This window comes from Blastocatellia bacterium (genome assembly GCA_035275065.1).
In the GTDB taxonomy this organism is placed as follows: Bacteria; Acidobacteriota; Blastocatellia; order UBA7656; family UBA7656; genus DATENM01.
This window is the reverse complement of the sequence record DATENM010000031.1, coordinates 148,107-159,584: the sequence shown is the minus strand read 5'-3', so window position 1 is coordinate 159,584 and position 11,478 is coordinate 148,107. Positions and strand designations below refer to the sequence as shown.

Here is an 11,478-nt window from a genome sequence, read left to right as displayed (position 1 = left end):
AACTGTTGTAGCCGGGCTGACCCGTATTCGGCAGATAAACGTAAGCAAGCTGGCCTTCTGAAAGCTTTTCAACCAGACGCCGGTTCGACTCGACCCACGCTCTGGTGCGCAACGCCTGCTCGCTCGCAACTGGAATGACGGTGACTGTTCGCGCGCCTTGCATCGAAGGAGTCGTGTTTACAGTCAGCGTTGTTTGCCGGTTGGCTGTTCCGTCCAACAGGCGATAAATGTTGTCGGGCGCTTTCAGCTCCATGCCGTTAATCGCAAGAATGTAGTCGCCAACGTTGACGTTCGCACCCGGCGTCGCAAGCGGCGAACGCAGATCCGGGTTCCAACTCTCGTTGTCGTAAATGCGCGTGACTTTGTAGCGGTCATTCTCGATCGCGAAATCCGCGCCGAGCAGGCCGCCGATTACCTGCGGTACGGTCGGCATGTCGCCGCCACGAACGTACGAGTGCCCGACGGCGATCTCAGCGCCCATGATGTCCAGCAGGTAGTTGAGGTCAGCGCGATGCATCACGTACGGCAGCAACTGCCCGTACATCTGTTTCATCTTTGGCCAGTCCGTACCGTGCATGTTTGGCACGTAGAGATAGTCGCGCTGATTGCGCCAGCCTTCGTTGAAGATCTGTTTGAACTCTTCCTTCGGCTCAAGGTACATGCGCAGCGCGACGTTCAAGCGCCCCTGACCTGCCTGTGGCGGCACACAGTCGGCATCAACCAGGAAGAGTGAAACAGGGTTTGCACCGGCAGCGCGTTCGCCCTGTTGCGGCGGCGCAGGGGTGCGATAGAGCAGTTTGTGACCGTCGGCGCTGACCGCGTATTCGGCGACGTTGCTGATAAACGGCGTGGCGCGGCGCTCGCTCAAGCGGTAACGAGTGAGCGTGCTGCCCGGCTCGCCCGCCCCCTGTCCGCCGCGTCCGCTGTTACTGGTTTCGAGGTAATAGACTGTGCCCGCGACGCCTGCGCGCAATCGCGAATACTGGCGCTCGGGAATCCCCGGCACCGCGATGATGCGTTGCTGCAAGCCATCGAAGTTAATCTGCACGTTGACCGGCGGGCGCGGGCGGCGCTCGGCTTGCGGTGGCGTGTCGGTCTGAGCCGCGTCGGCGACGGGCGTGTCCGCGCCTGCGGCATCACCGCCGCAGGCCGCGCGATTGCCCGGAGGCGGCGCGTTGCCGATGCCTTTGTCTTCGTCACTTTCGGGAAGCAGCGGGCTCGGCTCACCTTTCTTCAAGACCGCCAGGTATAGCCCGAAAGTTTCGTCGTGGTCATAAGAGGTCATGTCGAGCCACTGCGAGCGCAGCCCGAAATCGGTCGAGGCAAAGAACCAGAGATACTTGCCGCTGGCGTCCCACGCCGGCCAGACGGAATCGGCCAGCCCGTCGGTGACTTGCCTGGTTTCGCCGGTTTCGACGTTGCTCACGAAGATGGCGTGATAGAGCGACCGCAGCCGGCTCGAATAAGCCACCCACTTGGAATCGGGACTCCAGACCGGGTTGAGCGTCCGTTGCGGCACCATCCACGGATCATTGCCGACGATCTTGGCTTCGCCCGAGGCGACGTCCAGCACCCAGACGTGCAGGTTGGTGTCGCTGAAGACGATCTTCTTGGAATCGGGCGACCACGACGGCGTGTAGTAGTGCGTCGGGTTTTTGAGCGCAATCTCGCGCGGCGGCGTCAAGCCATCCTGCGCTTCGATCATCAGCTTATACTCGCCTGACTTGTCGCTGAAGTAAGAGATGTATTTGCCGTCGGGCGACCACGCCGGGTCGCGTTCGGCTGAAGCGCTTGAGTGAGATAGATTGCGCACGTCGCCTTTTTTGGCGGGGATCGTGAAGACTTCGCCGCGCGCTTCGACGACGATGCGGCGGCCTGTCGGCGACAGCGCCAGGTTAGTCATGCGGTTGGTTACGTCTTCCCAGCGTGGCATCATCCACGGATAGTCGCCGGCGACCGTGATGTTGACCGTGTGCTCTTTGCCTGTGCGCGGGTCGAACTCGTGAATGTAACCGGCCTGCTCGAAGACGACCGCGCCGGCGCCCGCATCCATCGTCTTCACGTCAAAGTCATTAAAGCGCGTCACCTGCGCGAGCTTCTTCGAGCGCGTGTCGTAGGCCCATACGTTCGACACGCCATCGCGGTCCGAGAGGAAGTAGACCGTGTCGCCGACCCACACCGGCTCCATGTCTTTCGAGTCGGTCCACGGCGGCGAGATCAGATCAAAGCTGTTGAGATCAACGATCCAGACCGGGCGGTTCTGGCCGCCGCGATAGTTGCGGCGCTCTTCGTCCCACGAGTTGTTCATGCGATAAGCGATGCGCGAGCCGTCGGCGGATATCTTTCCTTGATAGCCACGCGGCAATGGCATCGGCGATTCGACGCCGCCTTCCGCCGGGACAGTCCAGAAGCGCGGCGCGCCGCTCGGCGCCCAGGTCGCCCGCGTCGAAGCGAAGAGAATCGCTTTGCCATCCGCCGTCCATCCCTGCACCATGTCCGGTCCGGGATGCCAGGTCAAACGGCGCGGCTCGCCGCCTTCGGCGGGCACGACATAGACATCCATGTTGCCGGCGTACTCGCCGCTGAAGGCGATCCACTTGCCGTCAGGTGAGAAGTGCGGGTTGGCGGTCTGCCCTTGAAAGCTGGTCAGGCGGCGGGCGGTGCCGCCCGTGCGTTCGACGACCCAGATGTTGTTCGCATAAGCGAAAGCGATCTGCGTGGCGCTGACAGTCGGCATGCGCAGCAGGCGCGTCGGGCCGCCATTCGGTGTAGCGGCCAGCGCCAGCCGGCCGGTGATGGAGAGAAGAATGATGCAACAGGCGATAGTCGCAGCACGGCGCGTAGACATAAGGTGGCCTCCGATGAATTGTTGAGTTGCTGACTTCAATGCTTCTATCACGAAGCGGGGGCTCGGTCAAAGGTGTGACAAGTGACAAGTGACAAGTGACAAGAAAGAGGCTGGCAGTGAGCAATAAGGAAGAGCGCGCCGTACCGAGGGGTACGGCGCGCTCTTGTCACTCGTCACTTGTCACTTGTCACTATTTCGACGTCTTGACCGGGCCGGCGGGCTTCGGCGGCAGCTTGACCTCGCGGCCTTTGAGCTTGCCCATCACTTCGCTGACGGCGCGCTCAAGCTGCTGGTCGTGGCCTTCGATCAGCGCCTTCGGCTCGCGCTCGACCTCGATGTCGGGATCAACGCCATAGCCTTCGATGATCCACTCGCCGTTCTTGCTGGCCAGGCCGGATTCGGGAACGCTGATGCCGCCGCCGTCGATCAGCGGCCCGCGGTTGCTGATGCCGACGACGCCGCCCCACGAGCGCTTGCCGATCAATGTCCCCAGGCCGGCCTCGCGGAACATATAGGGGAAGATGTCGCCGTCGGACGCCGAGTTCTGATCGAGCAGACAGACCATCGGCCCGATGAAAACGCCGTCCGGATAGGTGTTCCCCGTCTCGCTGGTGCGGCTGTAATTCACCCCCAGCCACTTGCGGCTCAGGCGCTCGATCAGCATGCGCGAAACGTTGCCGCCGCCATTGGCGCGGTCATCGATGACCAGCGCCTCTTTGTTGAGCTGCGGGTAATACCACTTGATGAACTCGCGGATGCCGTCGGCTCCCATGTCGGGAACGTGCAGGTAACCGACGCGCCCGCCGCTCAACTGTTCGACCTTGCGGCGATTGCCGACGACCCAATCGAGATAGATCAGCTTGCTCTCATCGGTGACCGGGCGGAACGAGACCGTCCGCGCGCCATCGAGCGTCGGGCGGCTGTTGACGGTCAGGTAAACCGGGTTGTCTGCGCGGTTGCGAAGCAAGCGGTAGGGATCGTCTTCGGCCTTCAGCTCTTCGCCGTTAATGGCCAGGACATAATCGCCGACTTTCACATCAACGCCGACTTCGGTGAGCGGCGAGCGATAAATCTCTTCTTCGTTCTGGCCCTCGAATATCTTGCCGATCTTGTAGCGCCGCGCTTCTTTGTCTAGATCGAAGCGCGCGCCGGGCAGCGCCACCCGCGGGCGCGGCGGCAGCAGTATATCGCCGCCCTCGACATAGGTGTGCTGGATCGTCAATTCGCCGATCATCTCGCTGATGATGTAGTTCAGGTCCGAGCGGTGCGCGACGTATTGCAACAGCGGGCGGTACTGCTCGCGCAAGCCTTCCCAGTTGAAGCCGTGCATGTTGGTGACGTAGAACCAGTCGCGGTAACGCCGCCAGACTTCGTTGAAGATTTGATTCCACTCTTCGGTCGGCACGCGGTCTACCATCAGGCCGGTGGTCGAGATCGGTTTCTTCGGCTGCTCGGCGCGGGCGATGGCGTCCATCATCACGAGGCCCTGAGCGGTGCGGACGACAATCTTCGAGCCGTCATCGGCGAGCGCGTAACCGAACATGCCATCGACCAGCGTCGTCTCTTTGCGGTCTTTCATCGAGAAGATGCGCAACTGCGTCTGGCGGTCGGGGGCGCGCCCGTAGTAGAAGGCCGGGCCGACGCCGTAAAGCAGGTGGCCGGCCTTGGCGCTCAAGCCGCCGTAGTTGTCGGCTTGCACAGGGACGCGAGCGACGCGCCCGGTGATGCCGTCGAAGTCGATGGTCATCGTCGCTGGCGCTTTGGCCGCGGGCGCCGCGGGTTTGTCTGTAGGCGCGGCTTGCTGGTCGCCCGCGGGCGGCTCAGGCTTGCCGGGTTGAGCTTGCGCCGGCTCGCGCTTGACGTCTTTGACCGGCTCGCGCGGCACCTGCGGGTCGCCTTTGTCTTGCGGCTTGGCGGCGGGCGTTTCGCCTTCCTTAGCGACTGTGACTTCGTCGCTTTCGGGCGGGAAGGGGGGCTTGACCGATTTGCGCAGGGTGACCGCATAGATGTTGGTCTCGCGGTTGAGCGCGTAGTTGAACTCGATGGAAGAAATCTGCGGCGCGAATTCGCGGTCGCTCAGGTAGTAGAGGTAATCGCCCGCAGGGTCCCACGCCGGGTTCTGTGCATTGAAGAAGCCGTCGGTGATGCGGTGCAGCTTGTTGTCGGCGGCGCTCCAGACATAGACCGCCGAGTTGTTGTTCGCCTCAGGCATGCTGAAGGCCAGGAAGTTGCCCTTGGGCGACCACGCATAATCGCGTATCTGGCCGCGCGAAGAATCAACGATCTCTGTCAGCTTGCGGTCGGCGAGGGTGAGAATAAATATCTTGCCGTCTTTGTCGCTAAAGGCGATCAGCTTGCCGTCGGCAGACCATTCGGGCGCGTAGCGCATGGCGTGGCCGCCGTTGGTGATCTGCTCGGCGGGCTTCGAGCCGTCTTGCGGCACGACCCAGACTTCTTCTTCGCCGCTCTTGTCAGAGATGAAGGCGATGCGCGAGCCGTCGGGCGACCAGCGCGGCCACTTGTCGTGCGCGCCGCTTGAGTTGGTCAGGTTGCGCGTCGGGCCATGCTCGACCGGCGCGGTGAAGATGTCGCCGCGCGCGCAGAACAGGACACGCTCGCCTTTCGGGCTGAGCGAATAGTCTTCGATGTTCTGCGCCACATTGATGCGGCTCGGTCGCTTGTGCAGGCCATCGTCAGGCACGAAGATCGAGATGGCGTTGTCTTTTTTCGCCCGCGTGTCAAAGACGTGCAGCTCGCCGTCCAGCTCGTAGACGATGCGGCTCTCGCTATCGCTCGAAGGCCAGCGCACGTCCCAGGTCTTGCTGAAAGTCACCTGCGTGGTCTTGGCGCTCGGCACGTCATAGGCATAGAGGTTGTAATGGCCGTCACGATCCGAGTCGTAATAGACGGTATTGCCGATCCACATCGGGTCGCGGCTCGGGCGCACGCCTTCGCTGATGCGCCGCGAGTCGTAGGTCTTCAGGTTGAAGATGTAGAGGACGTTCGCCTGGCCGCCGCCGTAGCGTTTTTCCGGGCGAAAATCGCGGAATTGCGGCGAGTAGGCGATCTGCGAGCCGTCGGGCGACAGGTCGCCTGAGCCCGCTTCGGGCATCGGCAGTTGCTCGGCAGGGCCGCCGTTGACCGAGACGCTGTAGAGATGGGCGACGGGCAGCGTCCACGAATCGCGCAGCGAGCGGAAGATGATGCTGCGCCCGTCACGCGACCAGCCGTAAACTTGATTGTCCCAGCCCCAGCGTTGCGGCAGCGGGCCGCGCGCCGGGTAGAAGGTCAACTGCTTCGGCTCGCCGCCGCCCGCAGGCATGACGTAAACCTGCTCGTCGCCATCGTACTGGCCTGTGAAGGCGATCCACTTGCCGTCGGGCGAGAACTTGGCAAAGACCTCCATGCCGGGGTGCGCCGTCAGGCGGGTCGCGGTGCCGCCGCTCGTGGACGCCGTCCACAGGTCGCCGCCATAAGTGAAGACGACGCGGTCGCCATGAATGTCGGGAAAGCGCAGCAGCTTGGTCTGCGCCGACACCGCCGCGGGCAGGAGAAACAGCGCCGCGAGAATTAGCACACGAAACCATCGTGTAGACATAAAAACATCCTCCGAAATAACGTTTGGGTGATCGTTGATCGAGCGCATCAGGCTCATGGTCTGACTCATTGAATGTGCGAGCGGGTTGACATACGCGGCTGAGAAAGGGCACATTCCCGGAAAATCAGAGCCGCGTAGGTTAAGTTGCAGTCTACGCAAGCGGCGGCCTTTTGTCACGCCGTTTTGGTCGCCCCCAGGCTTCAAGCCGGGCCGGTTGCGTTGTAGAATGAGAGCGCTTATGGCGAAAGCAAACCGCGCAAAGATCACCCTGTCGGCAGACCGCTATTTCGATCCTGACCCGCGGCAGCGAGCGCTCGCCCGCCGCCTCTATGACGAAGTCGCCGGCGCGCCGCTCGTCTGCCCGCACGGTCACGTTGACCCGCGACTATTTGCCGATCCCGATTACTCGTTCGGCACGCCCGCGGATTTGCTGCTCATCCCCGATCATTACATCTTCCGCATGCTCTATTCGCAGGGCGTCGCGCTGGAACGGCTGGGCATTGCGCGCCGCGACGGCGGCGAAGTCGAAGGCGATCACCGCCGCATCTGGCAGCTCTTCGCCGATCACTTCTATCTATTTCGCGGCACGCCGACGGGCGCGTGGCTGGCGCACGAGCTTCATGATGTATTCGGCATCACAGACCGCTTGACCGCGGAATCGGCGCAGGACATCTATGACCAGATTGCCGCCTGCCTTACACAGCCAGAGTTCCGCCCGCGCCGCCTGTTCGAGCGCTTCAACATCGACGTGCTGGCGACGACCGATGCGGCGAGCGATTCACTGGAACACCATCGGGCCATCCGCGAATCGGGCTGGACGGGTAGAGTCGTGCCGACCTTCCGCCCCGATGGCGTTGTGAACATAGACCGCCCCGGCTGGCGCGACAACATCAACGACTTGAGCCGCGCGAGCCGTATGGAAGTCACCAGCTATCGCCGTTTGATTGCGGCGCTCGAAGACCGGCGCGCTTATTTCAAAGCGATGGGCGCGACCGCCACGGATCATGCGGCGCTGACGCCTTACACCGAAGTATTGTCGGACGACGAGGCCGAAGCGATCTTCGCGCGGGCATTGCAGGGTGAGGCAAGCAGTGACGATGCGCGGCGCTTCACCGGGCACCTGTTGATCGAGAGCGCTCGCATGAGCGCCGAAGACGGGCTGGTGATGCAGTTTCATCCCGGCTCGTACCGCGACCACAACCGCGCGCTGTTCGAGCGCTTCGGCATGGACAAAGGCGCGGACATCCCCCTGGCGACAGAGTACACGCGCAACCTTCGTCCCTTGCTTGAACGCTTCGGCAACGACGCGCGGCTCCAGCTGATCCTCTTCACGCTCGACGAGACCAGCTACGCCAGAGAGCTTGCGCCGCTGGCGGGTCATTACCCTGCGGTGAAGCTCGGCCCGCCCTGGTGGTTTCACGACAGCATCAACGGCATGCGGCGTTACCGCGATCAGGTGATGGAGACCGCAGGGCTCTACAACACCGTCGGCTTCAACGACGACACGCGGGCGTTTCCTTCGATCCCGGCGCGGCACGACCTGGCGCGGCGCGTGGATGCGGACTGGCTGGCGGGGCTGGTGGTGCGCGGCGTGATTGATCTGAGTGACGCCGAAGAGATGATTCACGATCTGGCTTACCGCCTGGCAAAGCAGGCGTACAAGTTCGATTGAAGGCGGCGTAGTGATGCTGATCGGCAAAGGGTATGAAGAGGGCTTCTTGACGGAAGCCGAGATTCGCGGGCTGATGAGCGAAGCGCTCGCGGCTGCCGAACTCGACGGCAAGCGCGTGCTGATTCTCATCCCCGACCGCACACGCACCGCGCCCATCCCACAGATGTTTCGCCTCTTTCACGAACTGCTCGGCGGGCGCGTCGCCGCGCTCGATTATCTGATTGCGCTCGGCACCCATCAGCCGTTGAATGAAGCGGCCATCAATCAACTGGTCGGCGTGACGGCGCAAGAGCGCGCCACCGTGTTTGCCGGCGTCCGGATATTCAACCACCGATGGGACGTGCCGGAAACCTTCACGACGCTCGGCGAGATTCCCGCGACAGAGATCAGCGAGATGACCGGCGGCCTGCTTAATCAAGCGGTAGACGTTCGCTTGAACCGGCTGATCTTCGATTACGATCAGATCATCATCTGCGGGCCGACCTTCCCGCACGAAGTGGTCGGCTTTTCGGGCGGCAATAAGTATTTCTTCCCCGGCATCGGCGGCGCCGAGGTCATCAACTTTTCGCACTGGCTCGGCGCATTGATTACCAGCTATGAAGTGATCGGCACACGCTACACGCCTGTGCGCCGCGTCATTGACCGGGCGGCGGCGATGATTGATCGCCCGAAGCTCTGCTTCAGCCTGGTCGTTAAAGGCGAGCAGTTGGCCGGGCTCTTCATCGGCTCGCCCGAAGCCGCTTACGAAGCCGCAGCCGACCTGTCGGCGAAATTACATATCCGCTGGGTCGAGCGCCCGTTTGCGCGCGTCTTGTCGGTGATGCCTGAAATGTACGCCGACATCTGGACGGCGGCAAAGGGCATGTACAAGCTGGAGCCTGTGGTCGCCGACGGCGGCGAGATCATCATCTACGCGCCGCACATTGACGAAGTCAGCTATACGCACGGCGCGCTGCTCAACCGCGTCGGCTACCACGTTCGTGATTATTTTTTGAAACAGTGGCCGCGCTTCGCGCACTATCCCGGCGGCGTCCTGGCGCACAGCACGCACCTGCGCGGCACGGGAACCTTTGACGCTGAGACGGGCATCGAAGCGCCGCGCATCCGTGTGACACTGGCGACGCGGATACCTGAGGAGCGCTGCCGCCGCTTGCATCTTGGTTATCTCGATCCCGCAGAAATTAATATTGAAGATTGGCGCGGGCGTGAAGCTGAAGGCCGCTTGCTGGTGCCGAAGGCCGGCGAGATGCTCTACCGATTGAAGCCGGCGGCAATCAACGCCTAGCCGCCTCCGCCATCTTAATCAAGCTCAGCGAGCTGGACGTCGAGATGCGCGAGGGCTTCGTTGAGCATCTTTTGATAACGCGGGTCGCGGCTCTGTTGCAGGTCTTGCAGGACGCGATTGCGCGACAGCAGCAGGCTCTCGCGCCGCCGCGCTTTTTCGATCTCTTCGGGCGTTCGCTTCGACTTGCCCGGGGTAGCGCGCGCTTCAGCGGTTTCGATCTGCGCCTCGACCGCCTTACTCTCCCATCCTCTCGCCATGCCTCGATGATACCACAGCCGCCCGGCCTCAGTCGTGGCAATGAAATTGCTCCGCAAAGTGAGGCGCGATGATAATCGGCCAATGGCCAAAATGCGCGCCGGGAAATATGCTGATCTTCGTACAGGCTGTCGGCTTCCGCTACACAGTGCTTGCGGAATCGGCAAGAATGATCATTGATTTGAGAGGTGCATGATGCGTTGGATAGGCGGTCGTGAGAGCAGCAACATCGAAGACCGGCGCGGCATGTCGGGCGGCGGCATTGCGGCGGGCGGCGGGCTTCTGGGTTTGATCGTGCTGGTCGTAAGCTTACTGACCGGCCATGATCCGGGGTCGTTACAACCGGATGGCGGCGGTAATCCGAGCGGTATGCCGGGGGCGCGTCGCAGCATAGACCCCGCCCGCGAAGAGCAAGAGAAAAAATTTGTCGCGGTCGTTCTCGGTTACACAGAGGACGTATGGGATCAACTGTTTCGCCAGCAAGGCAAGACGTATCCGAAGCCGACGCTGACGCTGTTTACCGACACCAGCCAATCCGGCTGCGGCTTTGCTTCGGCGGCGACCGGCCCGTTCTACTGTCCCAACGACCGCCACGTCTATATTGATCTGCAATTCTTTGATGAGTTGCAGACCCGCTTCCATGCAGCGGGCGACTTCGCGCAGGCTTATGTCATCGCCCACGAGATCGGCCATCACGTTCAGAAAGTCCTGGGCATTCTCGATCAGGTCCATGCCAAAGAGCAGCAGGTGAGCAAGGCCGAAGCGAATCACCTGTCGGTGCGGACGGAATTACAGGCGGACTATCTGGCCGGCGTCTGGGCGCACCACGCGCAACAGATGAAAGATATCCTGGAGCCGGGCGACCTCGAAGAAGCGCTGCGCGCCGCCAGCGCCGTCGGCGACGACCGCTTGCAGCAGCAAGGGCGCGGCTACGTCGTGCCCGATTCGTTCACGCACGGCACCAGTGAGCAGCGCGCCCGCTGGTTCCGGCTCGGCTACGATACCGGCGACCTGTCGCGGATGATGGAGCTCTTCAACCGCAGCTACGACAGCCTGTAGGTGATCGCCTGATAAACCGCAGAGGGCGCAGAGAGGCGCAGAGGAATTCACTCCTCTGCGCTCTCTGCGCCCTCTGCGGTTTGCTGCTACAATATTGATGGTCTTGCTATGAGATTCAATCAACAGAACGCGCAGCCGCGCCGGCTGTGGCCGTGGGCGGTCGGGCTGGCCTTGCTGGGCGTCGTGCTGTCGCTGGCCATCTGGCTGGCGATTGCGCGGCTCAACCTGATGGCCGGCAACGCCAGCCAGACGCAGGTGACGCAGTCGGCGGTCGTCCAGCAAGTCGAGAAAGTCGCCAAGCTGGTGTCGAGCGAAACCACCCTGCGCGATGTCGTCGTCTACGAAAACACCTATTACGGCTCGACCAAGAAAGCCCTGGTTGTGATTACCGGAAAGTTGCTCGCGGGCATCAACCTCGACAAAGGCACAGACGTGCAGATTGACGACAAGACCAAACTAATCACCATCAGTCTGCCGCGGCCCGAAGTGCTGGCCATCGAGATCACCAACGTGCAGACCTACGACGAGCAGCGCGGTCTGTGGAACCCCTTCACGGCTGCCGACCACGACGCGATCTACAAACTGGCGCGCGATAAGTTTGCCGAAACCGGCAACGAGATGAAGGTCGCCGACGCCGCCCAGCAGAGCGCCACCGAGATGCTGCAAGCCATGTTTTCCACAAATGGCTACCGCGCCGAAATCACTTACCGTTAACCGCCAAGCTCTTTTTCATCGGTGCGCTTTGCGATGGCCGCGACCTG

Annotated in this window: 7 protein-coding genes; 4 read left to right on the top strand and 3 right to left on the bottom strand. The window is 62.2% G+C overall.

The features are described 5' to 3' along the window. The coding region (locus VJ464_06385) for a PDZ domain-containing protein (GenBank protein ID HKQ04741.1) at window positions 1–2,848 on the bottom strand (2,848 nt) is incomplete at its 3' end. Between the two features lie 190 nt (window positions 2,849–3,038). After that, on the bottom strand, window positions 3,039–6,446 hold the full coding sequence (locus tag VJ464_06380) for a S41 family peptidase (GenBank protein HKQ04740.1): 3,408 nt from the start codon (window positions 6,444–6,446) through the stop codon (window positions 3,039–3,041). Between the two features lie 238 nt (window positions 6,447–6,684). Here VJ464_06380 and uxaC point away from each other — a divergent pair, with 238 nt between their 5' ends. Continuing rightward, window positions 6,685–8,118: a glucuronate isomerase gene (uxaC, locus tag VJ464_06375; GenBank protein HKQ04739.1), complete on the top strand. Its 1,434-nt coding sequence runs from the start codon at window positions 6,685–6,687 to the stop codon at window positions 8,116–8,118. A gap of 13 nt (window positions 8,119–8,131) precedes the next feature. Beyond that, window positions 8,132–9,403, top strand: coding sequence for a lactate racemase domain-containing protein (locus VJ464_06370; GenBank protein HKQ04738.1), 1,272 nt, complete (start codon window positions 8,132–8,134; stop codon window positions 9,401–9,403). A 14-nt stretch (window positions 9,404–9,417) separates the two neighbouring features. Here VJ464_06370 and VJ464_06365 read toward each other — a convergent pair whose 3' ends face one another. After that, entirely contained in the window at window positions 9,418–9,660 is a 243-nt protein-coding gene (locus tag VJ464_06365) for a hypothetical protein (GenBank protein HKQ04737.1), read from the bottom strand. 193 nt (window positions 9,661–9,853) lie between these two features. Here VJ464_06365 and VJ464_06360 point away from each other — a divergent pair, with 193 nt between their 5' ends. Both VJ464_06360 and VJ464_06355 read left to right on the top strand, forming a co-directional pair. Further along, window positions 9,854–10,717 (top strand): neutral zinc metallopeptidase, encoded by an 864-nt coding sequence (locus VJ464_06360; protein ID HKQ04736.1) that lies wholly within the window; start codon window positions 9,854–9,856, stop codon window positions 10,715–10,717. Window positions 10,718–10,825: 108 nt separating this feature from the next. Then, window positions 10,826–11,431 (top strand): DUF4230 domain-containing protein, encoded by a 606-nt coding sequence (locus tag VJ464_06355; protein ID HKQ04735.1) that lies wholly within the window; start codon window positions 10,826–10,828, stop codon window positions 11,429–11,431. The last annotated feature ends 47 nt before the right edge of the window (window positions 11,432–11,478 follow it).

Bases quoted from the DNA above. Each gene is read 5' to 3' on its own strand.
- VJ464_06380 (HKQ04740.1), bottom strand. From the start codon at position 6,446: ATGTCTACACGATGGTTTCGTGTGCTAATTCTCGCGGCGCTGTTTCTC.
- uxaC (HKQ04739.1), top strand. From the start codon at position 6,685: ATGGCGAAAGCAAACCGCGCAAAGATCACCCTGTCGGCAGACCGCTAT.
- VJ464_06370 (HKQ04738.1), top strand. From the start codon at position 8,132: ATGCTGATCGGCAAAGGGTATGAAGAGGGCTTCTTGACGGAAGCCGAG.
- VJ464_06365 (HKQ04737.1), bottom strand. From the start codon at position 9,660: ATGGCGAGAGGATGGGAGAGTAAGGCGGTCGAGGCGCAGATCGAAACC.
- VJ464_06360 (HKQ04736.1), top strand. From the start codon at position 9,854: ATGCGTTGGATAGGCGGTCGTGAGAGCAGCAACATCGAAGACCGGCGC.
- VJ464_06355 (HKQ04735.1), top strand. From the start codon at position 10,826: ATGAGATTCAATCAACAGAACGCGCAGCCGCGCCGGCTGTGGCCGTGG.